Source organism: Pseudomonas sp. F2 (assembly GCF_057174385.1).
This window is the reverse complement of record NZ_CM169904.1, coordinates 5,321,865-5,340,064: the sequence shown is the minus strand read 5'-3', so window position 1 is coordinate 5,340,064 and position 18,200 is coordinate 5,321,865. Positions and strand designations below refer to the sequence as shown.

Here is an 18,200-nt window from a genome sequence, read left to right as displayed (position 1 = left end):
ACGCTTTGCCCTCCTCAGTTCATCGAGTGCTCACTGAATGCCAGTCGGAGGCTTCGATGAAGCCAAGCACGCGCGGGGCCGCTTTGTTCGCAGCGGAAACAAACAGCGAGGAGCCATAGCCCGGGTCCGAAACCGGCGAATTCAGATCCTTTTCCAGCTCCGCCATGCACTCGCTGTGGGTCACCAGAATCAGATTGCGTCCCGGGAGCTTGTGCGCCAGCGCTTCCTGCAGGATGTGGCCCTTGCAGCTGATCAGCCAGTCTTCGCCGGTGGCCGCGCGATTGAACATGTAACCGGCGGTCTGCACCGTGCGCAGCATCGGGCTGTTGTAGATATCGGCATTATTCAGGCCCAAATGCTCGAACTGTGCGCCGACACCGACCGCGACACTGCGCGAGCGGTCGGTGATGCCGTCGTCACCACTCAGGCACGGCGCCGGCGAGTGATCGCAGCGCTCGACGTGACGCACCAGCACAATCATCTCGCCCTTGGCCCACCCGGCCGCCAGCGCGCGGGCGCCGGACACATTGCCGTGGGCCAGGTCAGGCACCGCCGCCGGGGCGAGCAGCCACAGGGTCAGCGGAATCACCAATAACAAGGCGCCGAGCACGACCCAGGTATTGCGATAGCGGGCCAATCCGCTCAGGGAAATCGAGCGTTTGACGCCGAACAGACTCAGTCTCAATTCCACATCGGGCCGCCTCGTCGGCATCCATCACAGTCAATACGATGCGGCGAGGGTAGAGAAGCGGGCGTAAGTGGCGAGTGAAACGCATGTGAAAAAAGTCTTGAAACGCCCTTGTTACAAATTCCGTCGGACAAAATCCTTTCAGCTCTCGTGTTTGCGGCCGATACAGACCTGCTAACCCCCTTGCTGGCTCAAAAAAACAACAATCTTCCAGCCTGACCGACGATCAAGTAGCTCTACGTTCCTGGAGGAATTGTGATGAATAGCTGGTTCGGCAACATCAGCGTGAACATGAAATTGGGTCTGGGCTTCGGCCTGGTCCTGGCCCTGACCTGCGTACTGGCCCTGACTGGCTGGACCAGCCTCGGCGGTCTGATCGACCGCAGCAACTGGATGAGCGACATCACCCAGCTCAATGCCGGCCTGACCAAGCTGCGCGTGGTGCGCCTGCAATACATGCTGACCAACGGCGACGAAACCGCCGCGCAGAATGTGCAAACCACCCTCGAAAGCTTTGCCGCGCAACAACAGGCGCTGATCAACAAGTTCAAGAGCCCGGAAAACGTCAAACTGCTGAAAGAGCAGGCCGCGACCATCGCCGAATATCAGACTTCGCTGAACAAGATGCGCAACGCCTACCGCACCGGCAACAGCGCCCGCGACGTAATGGGCACCAACGCCGACACCGCTTACAACCTGATCGAAGCGATCAGCAAGCGCGTGCAGCAAATGGACATGAGCGAGCAGCGCTTCGAGCAGTTCCAGGCCATCACCCAGGCCAAGGAGGCGTTCATCCTCGCGCGCTATGAAGTGCGCGGTTACACCGCCACCACCAACGCCGAAACCGAGCAGAAAGCCGTCGGTCAACTGGACGCGGCGATTGCCAGCCTCAAGCAACTGAACGTGCATTTCGCCGCGACCCAGCAAGACGCTCTGCGTCAGCTGGAAACCGCCCTGACCAACTACCGCAGCGCGTTGCAGGCCTACAAGAACGCCAACAGCGAAGCGGTGCAGGCGCGTAAGGAGATGACCGATCAAGGTGCGGCCATCGTCACCACCAGCGAGCAGCTGTACCAGATCCAGCTCGACCGTCGCGACATCGAAAGCGCCCAGGCCCGTACGCTCCAGCTGATCAGCACCCTGCTGGCGCTGCTGGTCGGCGTGATTGCTGCGGTGATCATCACCCGTCAGATCACCCGTCCGCTGCAAGACACCCTGGCCGTGGTCGAGCGCATTGCCAGCGGCGACCTGACCCAGAACGTCACCGTCACCCGCCGCGACGAACTCGGCGTGCTGCAACAAGGCATCGCGCGTATGGGCGTAACCCTGCGCGACCTGATCAGCGGGATCCGCGACGGCGTCACCCAGATCGCCAGCGCCGCCGAAGAACTTTCGGCCGTGACCGAGCAGACCAGCGCCGGCGTGAACAGCCAGAAGGTCGAGACCGATCAGGTGGCCACCGCCATGCACGAGATGACCGCCACCGTGCAGGAAGTCGCGCGCAACGCCGAAGAAGCCTCGCAAGCCGCTGCCGCCGCTGACGGCGAAGCCCGTGAAGGCGACAAGGTGGTGAATGAAGCCATCGCCCAGATCGAGCGTCTGGCCAGCGAAGTGGTGCGTTCCACTGAAGCCATGAGCGTGCTGCAACAGGAAAGCGACAAGATCGGCAGCGTCATGGACGTGATCAAGGCCGTGGCCGAGCAGACCAACCTGCTCGCGCTCAACGCAGCGATTGAAGCCGCGCGTGCCGGTGAAGCAGGCCGTGGGTTTGCCGTGGTCGCCGACGAAGTCCGTGGCCTGGCGCAACGCACGCAGAAATCCACCGAAGAAATCGAAGGCCTGGTCGCCGGTCTGCAGAACGGCACCCAGCAAGTGGCTGCCGTGATGAACAACAGCCGCGCCCTGACCGACAGCAGCGTGGCCCTGACCCGCAAGGCTGGCGACTCCCTGGAAAACATCACCCGCACGGTGTCGAACATCCAGTCGATGAACCAGCAGATCGCCGCCGCGGCCGAACAGCAAAGCGCCGTGGCCGAAGAAATCAGCCGCAGCATCATCAACGTGCGCGACGTGTCGGAACAGACCGCCGCGGCCAGCGATGAAACCGCAGCGTCCAGCGTTGAACTGGCACGCCTGGGCGGTCAGTTGCAGCAGATGGTCAGCCACTTCCGCGTCTGATCTTCAGTCAGCGCCAAAGGGTAAATCCAATCGCGGGCAAGCCCGCTCCCACAGGAAACGAGTCGAACACGGAATATGTGAGCGACCGAAAAACCTGTGGGAGCGGGCTTGCCCGCGATTGCGTCAGTCCAGTCAGCCCATACTCACTGCTCCAACGCTCACACCTCCCACGGATTCATCACTTCCACTCCCGAGAACCGAAAGTCCTTCACGTTACGGGTGGCGATTGCCGCGCCATGAGCCCGGCAAATTGCGGCTATCTGCGCATCAGCCATCGACACCGCCCGCCCCTTTGCTTCGCAATCTGCGACGAGTGACGCGTACTCGACAGCGGCATGCGCATCGAACGGCAAAATGCGTCCGGCGAAATCCTCTTCGAACATTGCCATCGCATTGGCTTGAAGATTCTGTTTGCGCTTGCCTGAGGGAAGTCGGGCGATGCCGTGGAGTATCTCAGCCACCGTTATCGCACTGATGGCCAGATCCATGGCGGGCTGCGCATCAACCCAGGCCAGCACTCTGGCTTCAGGTTCGATACGCATGAACTCTGAAAGCACGTTGGTATCGAGCACTATCATTCAGAAAAATCCACCCCGGTGGCTTTCTCTGAGCGCTCTGGCAGATCAAGTTCTGCTCCGCCGAGAGCACTGAATCTGTTGCGTATCCGGCTTCCAAGTCCGCCGGCACGATCCACCGTTGCCAAGGCTCGACCGAGAATCAGGCGCGCCTCTTCTTCCATGGAGTGTCCGTTGTGTGCTGCGGTGATACGCAACTGTTCCTTGAGCTTCTCATCAAGGTTTCGAATGGTGATGCTGGCCATGATGCCTCCTGCAATCAATGAAATCATTGATTGCAGGCTAGCACATCCGGTCTGGCTCACACCGGGCAATCTTCCGAACGGCCATTCTCACAGCAACAGATGGTCAGCCATTTCCGCGTCTGACCTTCAGTCAGCGCCAAAGCTTAAATCCAATCGCGGGCAAGCCCGCTCCCACAGAAAACGAGTCGAACACAAAATATGTGAACGACCGAAAAACCTGTGGGAGCGGGCTTGCCCGCGATGGCGTCCGACCAGTCAACCCAATGCCCCAGACAACCCGTCTTGTGTAGGAGCTGCCGCAGGCTGCGATCTGTTGATCTTGGTTTTTTACAATCAAAGTCAAAAGATCGCAGCCTGCGGCAGCTCCTACAGGGATTGCGTTCGATCTGCAGTCCGGTACCCCTTAGCGTGTCCCGCGCTGGCGCAACGCCGATGGCATGAAATACGCGTCTTCCGGCACTGGTTGCGAGAAGTCGACGGTGGAGGCTTCTTCGTTGTCGAGGTTCTGCACGTAGTAACGGCGGGCCTGCAGGTCATGGAACACGTCCAGTGCGCTCCAGGTGGTCGGCAGGTCGTAGAAGTTTTTCAGGTAGGCCATCGACACCCGCCACAATTCCCCGCGCCCATCGTATTGATCGACCAGCGCCGCGCCCCAGCTGTCCTCGTCGAGGAACAGCACGCGTTTGGAATAGACATGTCGCGCGCCCGGTTTCAGGTTGCCCTCGACCACCCACACACGGTGCAGCTCGTAGCGGGTGAATTGCGGATTGAGGTGGCCCGGGGTCAGCAGTTGGGCGTACTTCACGTCGGGGCTGCCGACCTTGTAGTTGTTGTAGGGGATGTAGATCTCCTGCTTGCCCTTGAGTTTCCAGTCGTAACGGTCCGGCGCGCCGTTGAACAGGTCAGTGTCGTCGGCGGTGCGCAGGCCATCGGATGAGGCGATCGGCGTGTCATACGCCAGGTTCGGCGCACGGCGCACGCGACGTTGGCCGGCGTCGTAGACCCAGGCCTGACGCGGATCCTTGAGCTGATCGAGCATCTCGTGGACCAACGCCGCACCGCCGGCCAGGCGCGCCGGGCTTTTCACAAAAGCGAGGTAGTAGAACAGGATGTTTTTCAGGTCGGCATACTGCCCGCCCGGACGGTAGAAGTTGAACAACGCTTCCTGCTGAGAGGTGACCAAGGCAAAGCTGCCGTTGCGCTGCACCGGGGCTTCGGACGCACGACGCACCACGTAGATCCCGCGATAACGGGTGATGTGGTTCCACAGCACTTCGACGCCATCCTTAGGCACCGGGAACGGCACACCGCCGTAGGCATCGGCGAATCCGCTGCCGCCCTCCAGCAGCTTGGCTGAGGTCGCATTCTTCAAGGTGTTGTCATACAGCCATTGCGGCGCCGAACCGGAGCGGCGCGATGGATAGACCGGCATCTGGAACGTGTCGGGATAACTGTTGAACAACGCAATCTGACCGGGACTGAGGTGGGCCTTGTACTGGTCCAGATTGGCCTTGGTGATGGTGAACAGTGGCTTGTCTGCAGCGTAGGGATCCGGGTGATGCTGGCCCGGTTTGTACCCGGCCGGCGCCTGGGTGATGCCGCCGGTCCAGGCTGGAATGGTGCCGGCAGCGTTGCCGGCACGCTCGGCGCCCATGGGCGTGAGGGTGGTTTTCAGTTGTTCGGCTTGTTGTGGGGTGATGGCGGCGAAGGTGCTGCCGACGCTCAGGCCCAGAACCAGCGCCAGCGTTGTCTTCGTCAATCTTGAAATATGAAACATGTTCTTCTCCAGAATGCGTGCCCTGTGGGAGCTGGCTTGCCAGCGATAGCGGTGGGTCAGCCACCGTTGATGTCGAATGTGCTGCCGTCATCGCGGGCAAGCCCGCTCCCACAGGGGGATGAGTTGTCCCGGGATCTGCGTCTGAAACTCACAAGAAATACTTAAGGTTGAACCCGACGTTGTCGCGGTCGCGAATCCCGTTGTTCTGCCCGCCGCCCCAGAAGTTGGTGTATTGCACCTCGGCTTCGAGCTTGTTCTGGTAGTTGGCCTTGATCCCCAATGTGTAAGCCTTGCGCCCGTCGATGGTGTTGCCGGCCTGATAGCTGTTGCCCTTGAAGTCATCCTTGTAAACGACGTACGGCGAGACGTTGACCCCGGCGTACACATCGTTCCAGGTGCCGTTAAACATCACCGTGTAGCTGTAGGAGTTGCGATTGACCTGATCATCTCGATCACCGCCCGACACATAAGAGGTGTTGCCGGTACCGGCGTAATAGCGCCTGCTGCCGTCGTAGGCGGTGTATTGCAGGCTGCTGCCGTGCAGGTGTTCGGAGGCCAGTTCGAAGATGCCGAACATCGAGTCGAACGACAGCGTCGGGCCGAAGTTGTAGATGCTGCCCAGCGAGGTGTTGAACGCTTCCACGCGCTCGGCGTTGTTGATCTCGCTGTCGAGGGTGACCATCTGCCCGCCGACGTTGACGGGCTTGCCGGTCACCGCCACGGCGGCACCGTTGGCCAGGTCGCCGATCAAGTCGTTAGTCGCGGCAATCCCGATCGGCAGGTTCGGTCGATAGGCGATCTCGCCAAACACCGAAGCCTGGCCCAAAGTGGTGTTGAAGCTGAAACCGTACATGCGGATGTCTTCGGCATAACGTCGATGCGCCTGGATGTTGCCCATCACATCGGCCGTCGCCAGACCGTTGGCCAGCGCCCCGGCCTGACTGCCGGCGACGGTGGAGAGCATGTTGGTCAGGGCATTCATGTCGATGCCCTTGTAGCCACCCAAATCTGCGGCGATGGTCGGCTCCTTGGCGTGGTAGTTGACCAGGTACAGGCCGAACTCGGTGCTATTGAGCGCCTCGGCGATGTAGCGGAAGGCGAAGCCGAACTGGCCGTCGTTGCGCGCGTTGTAGTCCTTGCCGATCGACGCCACTTTCAGCGTGTTGCCGTAGGCCGGTGTCACGCCGTTGGCGTACAGGCCGGTGCTTTTCAGCGCCGGGCCGAGCAACGGGTTGTTGCCCAGTGCGCTGTACAGCCCGATGACGTTGCCGAACCCCGGCACCGGGGTATCAAGCGCGGTGCCGCTGAAGTTGTTGTAACCGGTGTTGCCGCCATCGGCGAACAGGTCGGTCTGCGAATAGAACGTGCCCACCGGGTCGATGCGGGTTTCCTTCCAGTTGGTCTGGTAGAAGCTCTCCAGGGTCAACGAATCGGTCAGGCCGATATTGAAGCTCACGGCCTCCACCGGCATCAGCACCTCCTTGACCTCGGCGCCGGGCAAGCGGTACTTGGCGGCGTCCACCGGGTTGGTGGTGTTGACGCCGCCGCGATAGAAAATCCCCTCGCCCCAGTTGAACACCTGACGCCCGACCCGCGCGGTCACCGGCATCTGCGCCACGTCCCAGTTGCCGTAGACATAGGCGTCAAGCATCTCGATCCGGCTGCCGGCGATGTCGCGGGTCTGGCTGGTGAAGCGGTCGTCCTGCGGATAGCTCTGGCTCGGCTGCGCCGGATTGTTGTTGCGGTAGTAATCGTTGCGCTTGTCCATCAACTGGGTGTCGTAGAACGCCGTGCCGCGCAGGAACATTCCGTAGTTGTGGTAGTTGGCTTCCAGCTCCGAAGTGATCTTGTACACCTCGGAAACCAGCCCGGTATCGAAGTTGCGATTGCCGTCGTTGGTGTTGACGTCGTCGTTGTTCTTATCGCGGCCCTGCACCCGCCACAAACGGCCATAGGACAGGGTCGTGTCGATCGAACCGGTGACTTGATTGTCCAGCACGCTGAACTCGGCTGCCTGCAGCGCATCCACCGCACAGAGTTGCAGCAGCCCCGCCAGGCCGACACCGGGCAGTGCCACGCCGGTGAAGCGCAATCGAGTGTTGATCATGGGTTCCTCCTTGTTCTTATTGTTTTTTGCGTGGCCGCGATGGCTACGGTGCCAGCCCCGCACGGACATAAATCCGGCTGTGCGCGCCGAAATGGCCGAGCAGTTTGAACAGCTGCTGATTGAGTGCCGGATGCTCGAAGGTCTCGCGCTGTAGTTGATTGCCGCTACTGAAATCGCTGGTCACCGGCGCCGTATCCAGCCATTGGCCGATGGCTTCATCGAACGCCGCCGAGTCCTCGACCGACTCGGCGCTGACCACTTCGCGCAGGTAGTCCACCGAGTACGGCGGATACTGTTGGTCCTGAGCGACATCGGCGTAGGCCGCGAGCATCGGATGCGCCTGACCGGCGCGCAGCACGCGGCGCAACCAGGTCGATTGATACTTCTCGACTTCCATATGGCGGGTGGCGACCCGTTCGATCGAGGCTTTTTTATCGTCGGCGAAACCGGCCAGCGCCTTGCCTTCCAGCAACAACAGACTCGGCAGTTCGACCCCGGGCAACGGCTTGGCGTGATACGGCTGGGTCAGGTCCTGCACGTGGTGCACGCCCCAACCGAGGAACCGGTAACCCCAGTAAGAATGACCAGTGGCGAACGCCAGACGCGCCAGCCCCAGGTACTGATAGGCGCGCCAGTCCGGCCAACTGCGCTGAAGAAAGCCGGCAGCGGCATACACCACCGCGCTTTCATGGAAGAAACCCATGTGGAACGGCGCCTGCGAGCTGTACTGGAAACGATCATCACCAAACGGCTGCGGGCCGAAGCCGTACCGCGCGCCGACCTCGCCCGGGTTGTCGCTGAACAGATTGATGTCGTGACCGTAATCCGGCTCGTCGGCGGCGCTTGCCAGCACGGCCAGCGGCGCGACGTTCTCGCCATCCGCCACGCGAATGAAGCGCTGACGATTCCACGGTGACAGCGTCTGCTCAACCATCACCTGATCGGCCGACAAGTGTTCACGCTCGGGCAGGTCTTGACCCGGCAACGGCTGAATGACCATCGCCAGATGAATGCGCGGATTGAGCCGCAGCGCGGTGAGAAAATCGTGGCGCAGATGGTCGCTCGGTACGGCGGGCAGCTTTAGATTGTCGGGGCGCGGCGGGTACTGGGTGAAGTGTTCACGGGCGAAGCTTTCCTGTTGCTCCAGCAGCGCGACCACGGCTGGATACTGCTCGGCGAGAAAACGCTCCAGCGGCTCGACCTCGACCGGCGGCGCATCGCGCAGCGTCGGCAGTGCCTGCAACGCCAGATAGCTGCCCACCGTGTGGTTCGACCAGCCCCACGCCGTCGGGGCCGTGGCACAAAGCAGCAACAGGAGAAAGGTCAGCTTCATTGCTTTTAATTCTTATTGGAGGTGCTGTGGGGGTTGAGCCTAACAACCGCCCCCGGCGCTGACACTGTCCGATCTCACCAGAAAAAGTCTCCGATAGCGCCATTTCAGGCTCACCGTCCATCCGTGTAGGAGCTGCCGAAGGCTGCGATCTTTTGACTTTGATTCTTTAAAAACAAGATCAAAAGATCGCAGCCTTCGGCAGCTCCTACAGGGGATTTCCAGTGTCTGGTTACGCGGGGTAACCGGTGATTTTGCGGATGCTCTGGTACAGCGGCTTGAGCTGGCGATACATGCGCAGGTACACCTCTTTGTACAACCGTTCGTAAACCTGCTGCGCCTCGGGCTGCGGGGTGAATACCGTCCCGACGCGGGTCATTGCCGCTATCGCCGCCGGGTAATCCGCATACAAGCCCAACCCCACCGCACAACAGATCGCCGCGCCCAGCCCCGACGCTTCATACACATGCGGGCGCTCCGCCGGCAGACCAAAAATATTCGCCGTCAGCTGCATCGCCGCATCACTCTGCGAACCGCCACCGGCCACCCGCAGACGCTTGACCGACACCTTCGAGCGCTTCTCGATGTTCTCCAGGCCCTGGCGCAACGCATACGCCAGCCCTTCCAGAATCGCCCGGTAAATGTGCGCGCGGGTGTGCACGTCGCCGAAGCCGATCATCGCGCCCTTGGCCTCGACGCCCGGCTCACGAATCCCCGGCGACCAGTACGGTTGCAGCATCAGCCCCATCGATCCCGGCGGCACCGCGTTGACCAGCGCATCAAACAGTTGCTCGGGTTCGATGCCCTGTTCTTGCGCCTGCTGCATTTCGCGCAGACCGAACTCGTTCTTGAACCAGCTGACCATCCAGTAACCGCGATAAATCATCACCTCGCAGTTGTACTGATCGGGCACCGCCGAGGGGTACGGCGGAATCAGCGGGACGATTTCCAGATAGCGCGAGCGGGTGCTGGTGATGGTCGCGGTGGTGCCGTAGGACAGGCACACCGTGCTCGCATCGACCACGCCTGAACCGACTACTTCGCAGGCCTTGTCAGCGCCGGCAGCAATCAGCGGCAAACCTTCGGGAATGCCGGTATGGCGAGCGGCCTCGCCGGTGATGTAGCCAAGGGTTTCGCCGGGTTTGTGCAAGGTCGGCAATTGCTCCGGACGCACCGCGAGCGCCTGCCATTTCCAGTCGCTGGGCGCGGCCCATTTCAGGCGTTTGAAGTCGAACGGCAGGTAGCCGACGCAGCAACCCACCGAGTCGACAAAGCGCCCACACAGGCGATGGGTGAGAAAGCCCGAGAGCAGCAAAAACTTGTCGGTCGCCGCCCAGATTTCAGGCTGGTGTCTGGCGATCCAGTTGGCCTCGGCCTGCGCGCGAAAGTAATCCACGGTGGCCTGTGCGCCGACCAGTTTGAACAGCCAGCCCCACGGTCCCTTGATCCCGCCCTCGACTTCGCTCTGGCGTTGATCGAGCCACAGAATTGCCGGACGCAGCGGTTTACCCTCGGCATCGACGTTGATCACCGTGCCGCGCTGGGTGGTCAGCGACACCCCGGCAATTTGCGAGCGATCAATCCCGGTTTGCGCCCACAGCTGCTGGCAGGCCTCGCCGAGTTTCGCCCAGTAATATTGCGGGTCCTGCTCGGCCCAGCCCGGTTGCGTCGAGTAGTACGCCTGCAATTCGACCTTGCCTTTACCGAGCAGATTACCCTGCAAATCGAAGAGCAATGCGCGCACGCTCTGGGTGCCGTTGTCGATCGCCAGCAGGTAGCGCTTGTTCGAGTGGTTATGCATGGCGCTCTCTTCAAGGGGCCTCAAGGCGTGGCATCCGGCAGGCCGTGGTGACGTTGCCACAACGCCCGGTAACGCTGCAGTTCTTGCTGCCAGCGTGCATCGTCCCAGCCCAGTCTTGGCTGGCAGAGTTGGCGGATGGCAGCGAAATGTTCTTCGCCACCGCGCGCCAGCAACAAGCCCAGCCGGGTGCGGCGCAACAACAGATCATCGAGGTGCAGCACCATTTCCGCCTCACAGGCAAAGGCCAATTCGGCCCACAAGGTGTCAGTGTTGCCGACCGTTTCGTGGCCCAACCCGGCGATCAGTTGCGCCAGTCGTGGCAGATCACAGCCGTGCCTGCCGGCCAGGCGTCGCCACTGTTGCGGGCTGAGTCCCGGAATGATCAGTGGCGGTACGGTTGCGAAAACCGGCGCGCCGTCATCTTCGAAAGCGCGGCCAAGCATGTCGGCACAGGCCTTGAGCACTTCGATGGCTTGCGGGCGAAACGTCGTCAGTTTGCCACCGGCCAACGTGACACAACCCGGCTCCTGCCACAGCACATGTTCACGGGTTTCATTCGACGGCTTGCCTTGCTGTGCACCCGCCGCGCTGCCCACCACCGGACGCACGCCGGACCAGGTCGACAGCACATCGCTCGCCGTCACTTCGGCGCCTGGAAATTGTTGCGTGCAAGCCGCCAGCAGGTAGTCGAGTTCTTCAGCGCTGATGCTCGCGCTCTGATCCAGACTCTCGCGATGATCGAGGTCGGTGGTGCCAACCACCGTCGCCCCTTCCCAGGGAAAAACGAACACCGGCCGACGGTCACGCGCATGCAAAAAAGTGAAGGCCTGCGCCACCGGCAAACGCCAGCCCGGCAGCAGCAGATGGCTGCCGCGCAATGGCCGCAGTTGTCGCGGAGCCTCGGGCAAACGCAGGCGCTGCGCCCACGCCCCGGTCGCCACCGCCAGCACGCCGCAACGCAATTGCCGCGACCCGCCCGCTTCACAGTCCTCGATCTGCACTCCACACACCCGGCCGTCTTCGCGCAGCAAATGTTCGACGCGCACCCCGTTGAGCACCACTGCGCCATCGGCCCGCGCTTCACTCAACACGCGCATCACCAGCCGTGCGTCATCGGTCAGCGCATCGACAAAACAGGTGCCACCGAGCAGCCGGGTTTCCTTCACCCCCGGCGCGAGAAACCGCAGTTGCTGCGCGTCGTAAAAACGATGGCTGCGTCGCCCGGCCAACGCGTCGTACACCGACAACAATCCACCGAGCACACGCGGCCCGGGAAAGCCGCCGCGATAGTGCGGCATCAGGAAACTCATCGGCTCCACCAGCCCCGGCGCTTCGTCGAGCAGGCGCTGGCGCTCGCGTACCGAATCGCGGGTCAGGCGCCACTGGCCCTTGGCGATATAACGCAATCCGCCGTGAACCATTTTCGACGACCGGCTGGAGGTGCCCCAGGCGAAATCCCGTTGTTCCAGCAGCAGACAACGCCAGCCACGCCGCGCCGCTTCGCGCAGGATGCCGGCACCGCTGATGCCGCCGCCGATGACGATCAGGTCCCAGCTTGCGTCGGCCAATGTCGGCAAGGTTTGCTGGCGCCACGCGGCGTTCCAGTCCGGGTGCATGATCGTCACTCCTGCATCAGCGTGCCGGGGTTGAGGCGCCCGGCCGGATCGAAGTGCTTGCTCAGCGCCTGCAAGGTCTCCATCGCCAGCGCGCCTTTTTCGCGCGGCAGATACGGCGCGTGATCCTTGCCGACCCCATGCTGGTGGCTGATGGTGCCGTGGTTGTCGACGATAGTCTGGCTGGCCGCGTGCTTGAGTGCCTGCCAGCGCGCCAGCGTTGCCGGATAATCCGCCGCCGGGCGAAACACGTAAGTGGTGTAGATGCTCGAGCCTTCGCCGTAAACGTGGGACAGATGGGTGAACACATGCACCCGTTCGCCCTCTGCCGCCAAGGCGTCGCGCAGGCTGTTTTCGATCAGGTTGAGCAGATGGTCGACGTTGCTCCAGTCGGTGGCGGTTTCCAGGGTGTCGACCACGTAACCGGCGTTCCACAGGTTCTCGCGCAGGTAAGGGAAACGGAAGCGGTTCTGCGCCCACTTTTTGCCAAGCAACGTACCGGTGAAGACGCCGCCGAAGGCTTTCAGATGCTGGCGCGCCTGGCTCAGCGACAGCGCGTTTTGCCGACGATTGCCGGTCACGCCGAAGGTCAGCAGGCACTTGCCTTCACCGGCGCCGCGCAGGTTCAGATACTTTTCCAGCCAGGCGATCTGCTGCGGATGCCCGGCCAGCGCCAGTTGGGTTTCGGTCTCCACCGCGTTCGACAGGCGCAGCATCGACAACGGCACTCGCGCTTGGGCCAATTGGCGGATCGCTTGCAGTGCCTTGCTCCAACTGGGCAGGAACACCCCGTAAAAACGCTCATCGGCCGGCAGCGGACTGACCCGCACTTTGACCTCGGAAATGATCCCGAAACGGCCCTCGCAACCGAGCACCACTTCGCGCAGATCAGGCCCCGCCGCCGAAGCTGGGAACGTCGGAATTTCCAAGGGTCCGGCGAAAGTTTCCAGGGTGCCGCCAGCGAACAACTGCTCGATACGCCCGTAGCGCAACGACTGCTGACCACTGGAGCGACTGGCCACCCAACCGCCCAGCGTCGACAACTCCCACGACTGCGGAAAATGCCCCAGCGTGTAGCCGCGAGCGCGCAGCTGACTTTCCACCTGCGGGCCACTGGCGCCGGGGCCGAACGTCGCCAATTGGCTGGCCTCGTCGAGGTCGACCAGGCGATTCATCCGCGCCAGCGACACCGTCACCACTGGCCGCGCCGAATCCGGCGGGTTGATGTGCCCGGCCACCGAAGTGCCGCCGCCGTAGGGAATCAGGCACAAGTCCTGTTCGTGGGCGAGCGCCAGCAATTGGCGGATCTGCCCGGCGGTTTCCGGAAACGCCACCGCGTCCGGATAATTGCCCAGCGCCCCTTCGCGCAGCGCCAGCCAGTCCGGCAAACTCTGGCCCCGAGCGTGCAGCAGACGATCATGGGCATCAACGCTGTACAAGGCGTGCGCCGCCAACCGTGAGACCGGCACCCGCGCCAATGCTGCCTCCAGCGTGGCATCGGGCAGCGCGCGCCCGGCCCCCAACCGTTCATGGAGAAAACTCGCGCCCTGGGCCGGCAGTTCGACCACCGTGGTTGCATCTCCCCAGCCGTTCCAGCGTCGCATGCGTGTGTCCTTCTTATGCAGTCTGATCAGTGATATTGCAGGCCTCCATACTAGTCAGCGGCCAAAAAGTGTCACGGTCGCATCCGGCCAGTTCGAGTAGCCAATTGAGTCAAACGTCGCGCAAGTGCCAGCCATTTACTTTAGTCGGGGTTTCAAATTACCTTTCAGGCATTCATTCGCTCACGCAGGCCTTGATCAAGGGATTCGGATCATGCAATCGCTCGGCTTCACCTCGGTTCCGCCGCTGCTCAAATACGTGCGCCATGCCGAGCAACTGGGCATGGCCATCGAGCCGGCGTTGGCCGCTGCCGGTTTGCAGGCGCAGCAACTGAGCGACAACAGCCTGCGCCTGCCGGGCGAAACCCATGAGCGCCTGCTCGATTATTTCTGCGAGCACTCGGGCGATCCGCTGTTTGGTCTCAACGCGGCAAACTTCGTCCTGCCCAATTCCTGGAGCGTGCTCGGTTACATCACCATGAACTGCGCGACTCTGGGCGATGCGATGAGCCGGATCATGCCGTTCGAAAAACTGGTGGGCGACATGGGCGTCAGCCGCGCCGACGTGCAGAACGGTCACGTGCACCTGATCTGGACGTGCCGCTACGAACGCCCGCGCATCCGCCGGCATCTGGTAGAAAACGTCCTCGGCTCGTGGCTGCAATACGCGCGCTGGATCGCCGACACACAGATGTCGCCCGCCGCCGTGTGGCTGGAACATCCGTGCCCGCCAGACGCCAGCCTGGCGCAGTACGAAGCGTTTTTCGATTGCCCGGTGCTGTTCGAGCAGGCGTATTCGGCGCTGATCGTGCCACTGCCGTATCTGCAGTTGCCGCTGCGCCAGGCCGATGCGCAATTGCTGCGTACCCTGGAAGAGCACGCGATGGGATTAATGGCGACGCTGGAGGATGCATCGCTGGAACAACGGGTCAAAAGCATCCTGCGTCAACTGCTCAAGGAAGGCTTGCCGCGCAAGGAACAGGTGGCCGAGCAGCTCGCGGTGTCGGTGCGCACATTGCAACGCCAGTTGCATCAGGCGGGGACGTCGTATCAGCAGATTCTGGATGACTTGCGTCAGGAGCTGGCCGAGCATTATTTGCTCAACAGCACGCTGCCGATTCAGGACATTGCGCAGTATCTGGGGTTTACCGAGCCGCGCTCTTTTCACCGAACCTTCAAGAGCCGGCGCGGGATGCCGCCGGGGGAGTTTCGGCAGATGCATCGGGGGTGATTGTTCTGGCCTCATCGCTGGCAAGCCAGCTCCCACAGGTTTCTTGGTGAAGCACAAATTTTGTGTACGACGCGATCACTGTGGGAGCTGGCTTGCCAGCGATGGCGTCAGTGGCCACCTGAATGGTTTGGCAGCGCTTTTTTTGTATGGCTCGACTCAGACACTGATCGCGTTGGTAAACACCAGTCGATTGCCAAACGGATCAGCAATGGTCATGTCCTGACTGCCCCACGGCATCGCCTGAATCTGTGGGTGCGAGAACTTGTAATCCTTGGCCTGCAACTGCTGCTGAAACGCCTCCAGCTCGTCGGTCTCGATGCGCAACGCCGAGCCCGGCGTCGCGTCGCCATGATGCTCGGACAGGTGCAGCACGCATTCGCCACGGGACACCTGCAGATACAAAGGGAAGTTCGCTTCGAAACGGTGCTGCCAGTCGATCGTGAAGCCGAGGAAGTCGACGTAAAACTCCAACGCCTTGGCTTCATCGAAGATCCGCAGGATCGGGGTGGTTTTGCCGAAGCTCATGGGGTGCTCCCTGACTGGTTGGCCCAAGCGTTTAGCGGGGCTGGATGTCAGCAATTCGGCTTGGCTTCGACATTCTTTAATCTCAGAGTGCCACTATGAGACACAGTTCAAAAGATCGCAGCCTTCGGCAGCTCCTACATTGGAATGCGATCTCCTGTAGGAGCTGCCGCAGGCTGCGATCTTTTGGCGCCATCACCATCAATGAAATCCTTCGCGCAGATCACCTTCGCGTGCCAGAAACCGCCCTTCCCGGCGACCATTCGCCTGCCCGTCGCGATAACTCAAAACGCCATTGACCCACACCCCATCAATCCCCTGCGCTGGCCGCTGCGGATCATGGAAATCCGCCACATCGCGCACCGTCTCAGGATCGAACAACACCAGATCCGCCCAATAGCCCTCACGAATCTCGCCGCGCCCTTTCAAGCCAAACCGCGCCGCCGACAGACCGGTCATCTTGTGCACGGCGGTATGCAGCGGAAACAGCCCGACATCACGACTGAAATGGCCGAGTACTCGTGGGAAAGCGCCCCACAGGCGTGGGTGCGGGAAAGGGTCTTCCGGCAGTCCGTCAGAGCCGACCATCGACAGTGGATGCGCGAGGATTTTTCGTACATCCGCCTCGTCCATGCCGTAGTACACCGCGCCCGCCGGTTGCAGGCGTTTGGCGGCGTCGAGCAGTGGCACGTTCCATTCGGCGGCGATGTCGATCAGGTCGCGACCGCTGACTTCGGGGTGCGACGTCGACCAGGTGATGGTGATGCGATGGGCATCGGTGACTTGCTTCAGATCCAGCGTCGAAGAGCTCGCCGCGTAGGGATAGCAATCGCAGCCCACATGCTGGGTTTTCGCCGCTGCCTCCAGCGATGCGAGCAACTGCGGACTGCGCCCCCAGTTGCCGACACCGGCGCATTTGAGGTGGGAAATGATCACCGGGGACTGCGAGTGACGGCCGATGCTGAACGCTTCGTCCATCGCCTCCAGCACCGGCTCGAATTCACTGCGCAGATGGGTGGTGTACACCGCGCCGAACGCGGTCAGTTCTTCGGTCAGTTGCTTCACTTCATCGGTGGAAGCGTTGAAGGCGCTGGCATAGGCCAGGCCTGTGGATAAACCGAGTGCGCCGGCCTCAAGGCTTTCACGCAATTGCTCACGCATGGCGGCGATTTCGTCTGGCGTGGCGGTGCGCAACAGGTCGTCGAGGTGATTGCTGCGCAGCGCGGTGTGACCGACCAGTGCGGCGACGTTCAGCGTGGTGTTCGCCGCTTCGACGGCGGCGCGGTAATCGCTGAAACGTGGATAGACGAATGCGGCGGCTGTGCCGAGCAGGTTCATCGGGTCCGGCGGATTGCCTTGCAAACTGACCGGCGAGGCGCTGATCCCACAGTTGCCGACAATCACCGTGGTCACGCCCTGACTGAGCTTGGGCAGCATCTCGGGCTGGCGGATGACCACCGTGTCGTCGTGGGTGTGCACGTCGATGAAACCCGGGGCGAGCACGCGGCCGGCGGCGTCGGTGTCTTCCGTGGCGCGGGCATCCTGCAGGTCGCCGATACGTTCGATGCGGCCGTTGAGAATCGCCACATCGGCGCGATAACCGGGCGTGTTGCTGCCATCGATGACGGTGGCGTTGCGGATCAGCGTGTCGTACTGCATGTCAGTCTCCCAGCGGCAGGTGATCGTCGCCGCCACGGTATTCGTCGAGGGCGAGTTTGATCCGCCGCAGACGCTCTTGATTGTCTTCAGGATTGGCCAGCGCCAGCTCGGTCGCAAGCACATCGATGGCCAGCAACATGCCGTAGCGCGCCGCCGTCGGTTTGTAGATGAACGAAGTTTCCGCGCCTTGCAGCGGCAGAACGATGTCGGCCAGTTCCGCCAGCGGCGAGTCGGCGCGGGTAATGGCCAGAATGCGTGCGCCGTAGTTGCGCGCCAGTTCGACAGTTTCCAAAAGCTCCGGAGTGATGCCGGTCAGCGAGCAGACGATCAGCACGTGCTCGGCATTGAGGCTGGCGGCGGTGACGCGCATCATCACCGCGTCGTGGCACACCGCAATCGGGTAGCCAAGCCGCACCAGGCGTACCTGCAATTCATCGCTGCACAGGGTCGAACAACCGCCCATGCCGAACGCATGAATCATCCGCGCCTGGCCGAGCATTTTCACCGCGTCGGCGAAGCGTGATTCGTCGAATCCAGCCAGATGCTGGCGCAGCGTGGTTTCGATATCGCCGACAATCTGCCCGTAGAACGCCGACTGTTCAGGGGTACCCGCCGGGTCGAGAAAACGGCTGCCAACGCCGCTGGCCTGGGCAAGTTGCAGGCGCAGATCGCGCAGGTCGCGGCAGCCCACCGTGCGGGCAAAACGCGACAACGTGGCGGTACTGACTTCGGCCCGTTGTGCGAGATCTTCGAGGCTGGCGCTCGCGGCAAAACCGACGTCGTCCAGCATCAGCCGGGCGATGCGGCCTTCGCCGGCGCTGAAGGAGTCCTGACGAGCGCGGATCTGATAAAGGATGTCCATGGCGGCGGGCT

The 18,200-nt window shown here is 62.0% G+C and carries 14 protein-coding genes and 1 pseudogene; 3 read left to right on the top strand and 12 right to left on the bottom strand.

Annotation, left to right across the window (positions count from 1 at the left end; all coding sequences use genetic code 11):
* Window positions 1-19: 19 nt before the first annotated feature.
* A complete protein-coding gene (gene pmrG, locus AC193Q_RS23955; protein ID WP_095667591.1) occupies window positions 20-691 on the bottom strand; it encodes a lipopolysaccharide core heptose(II)-phosphate phosphatase PmrG in 672 nt (223 codons plus the stop codon).
* A 255-nt stretch (window positions 692-946) separates the two neighbouring features.
* Here pmrG and AC193Q_RS23950 point away from each other — a divergent pair.
* Window positions 947-1,960, top strand: a pseudogene (locus tag AC193Q_RS23950) (methyl-accepting chemotaxis protein); the annotation flags it as partial.
* Window positions 1,961-2,002: 42 nt separating this feature from the next.
* Window positions 2,003-2,866: a methyl-accepting chemotaxis protein gene (locus AC193Q_RS23945; RefSeq protein WP_371260362.1), complete on the top strand. Its 864-nt coding sequence runs from the start codon at window positions 2,003-2,005 to the stop codon at window positions 2,864-2,866.
* 158 nt (window positions 2,867-3,024) lie between these two features.
* On the opposite strand, the gene AC193Q_RS23940 is transcribed toward AC193Q_RS23945, so the two are convergent.
* From AC193Q_RS23940 to AC193Q_RS23905, 8 genes are all read right to left on the bottom strand, one after another.
* Entirely contained in the window at window positions 3,025-3,444 is a 420-nt protein-coding gene (locus tag AC193Q_RS23940) for a type II toxin-antitoxin system VapC family toxin (RefSeq protein WP_131671412.1), read from the bottom strand.
* A complete protein-coding gene (locus AC193Q_RS23935) occupies window positions 3,441-3,686 on the bottom strand; it encodes a FitA-like ribbon-helix-helix domain-containing protein (RefSeq protein ID WP_027614126.1) in 246 nt (81 codons plus the stop codon). The genes AC193Q_RS23940 and AC193Q_RS23935 overlap by 4 nt, the downstream gene beginning before the upstream one ends.
* A 403-nt stretch (window positions 3,687-4,089) precedes the next feature.
* Window positions 4,090-5,463 carry a DUF1329 domain-containing protein gene (locus AC193Q_RS23930; protein ID WP_483878882.1) on the bottom strand — a complete coding sequence of 458 codons (1,374 nt, stop codon included), beginning with the start codon at window positions 5,461-5,463 and terminating at the stop codon, window positions 4,090-4,092.
* A 148-nt stretch (window positions 5,464-5,611) separates the two neighbouring features.
* Window positions 5,612-7,570, bottom strand: coding sequence for a DUF1302 domain-containing protein (locus AC193Q_RS23925; RefSeq protein ID WP_483878881.1), 1,959 nt, complete (start codon window positions 7,568-7,570; stop codon window positions 5,612-5,614).
* A 43-nt stretch (window positions 7,571-7,613) separates the two neighbouring features.
* On the bottom strand, window positions 7,614-8,903 hold the full coding sequence (locus tag AC193Q_RS23920; RefSeq protein ID WP_483878880.1) for a phospholipase: 1,290 nt from the start codon (window positions 8,901-8,903) through the stop codon (window positions 7,614-7,616).
* A 229-nt stretch (window positions 8,904-9,132) separates the two neighbouring features.
* Window positions 9,133-10,701 carry an FGGY-family carbohydrate kinase gene (locus tag AC193Q_RS23915; protein WP_483878879.1) on the bottom strand — a complete coding sequence of 523 codons (1,569 nt, stop codon included), beginning with the start codon at window positions 10,699-10,701 and terminating at the stop codon, window positions 9,133-9,135.
* A 20-nt stretch (window positions 10,702-10,721) separates the two neighbouring features.
* Window positions 10,722-12,317, bottom strand: coding sequence for a glycerol-3-phosphate dehydrogenase/oxidase (locus AC193Q_RS23910; protein WP_483878878.1), 1,596 nt, complete (start codon window positions 12,315-12,317; stop codon window positions 10,722-10,724).
* A 5-nt stretch (window positions 12,318-12,322) separates the two neighbouring features.
* The gene (locus tag AC193Q_RS23905) at window positions 12,323-13,918 is read right to left on the bottom strand and encodes an FAD-binding oxidoreductase (RefSeq protein WP_483878877.1); all 1,596 of its coding nucleotides are present in this window, start codon (window positions 13,916-13,918) and stop codon (window positions 12,323-12,325) included.
* Between the two features lie 211 nt (window positions 13,919-14,129).
* Between AC193Q_RS23905 and gliR the strand changes: the two genes are divergently transcribed.
* Entirely contained in the window at window positions 14,130-15,146 is a 1,017-nt protein-coding gene (gene gliR / locus AC193Q_RS23900; protein WP_483878876.1) for an AraC family transcriptional regulator GliR, read from the top strand.
* Window positions 15,147-15,302: 156 nt separating this feature from the next.
* Here the strand turns inward: gliR and AC193Q_RS23895 are convergent, their stop codons facing one another.
* The 3 genes from AC193Q_RS23895 to AC193Q_RS23885 all read right to left on the bottom strand — a co-directional run bounded on the left by AC193Q_RS23895 (window position 15,303) and on the right by AC193Q_RS23885 (window position 18,189).
* A complete protein-coding gene (locus tag AC193Q_RS23895) occupies window positions 15,303-15,671 on the bottom strand; it encodes a glyoxalase superfamily protein (protein ID WP_047291121.1) in 369 nt (122 codons plus the stop codon).
* A 198-nt stretch (window positions 15,672-15,869) separates the two neighbouring features.
* The gene (locus AC193Q_RS23890) at window positions 15,870-17,327 is read right to left on the bottom strand and encodes an N-acyl-D-amino-acid deacylase family protein (protein WP_483878875.1); all 1,458 of its coding nucleotides are present in this window, start codon (window positions 17,325-17,327) and stop codon (window positions 15,870-15,872) included.
* Window position 17,328: 1 nt separating this feature from the next.
* Entirely contained in the window at window positions 17,329-18,189 is an 861-nt protein-coding gene (locus AC193Q_RS23885; RefSeq protein WP_047291119.1) for a MurR/RpiR family transcriptional regulator, read from the bottom strand.
* Window positions 18,190-18,200: the final 11 nt, after the last annotated feature.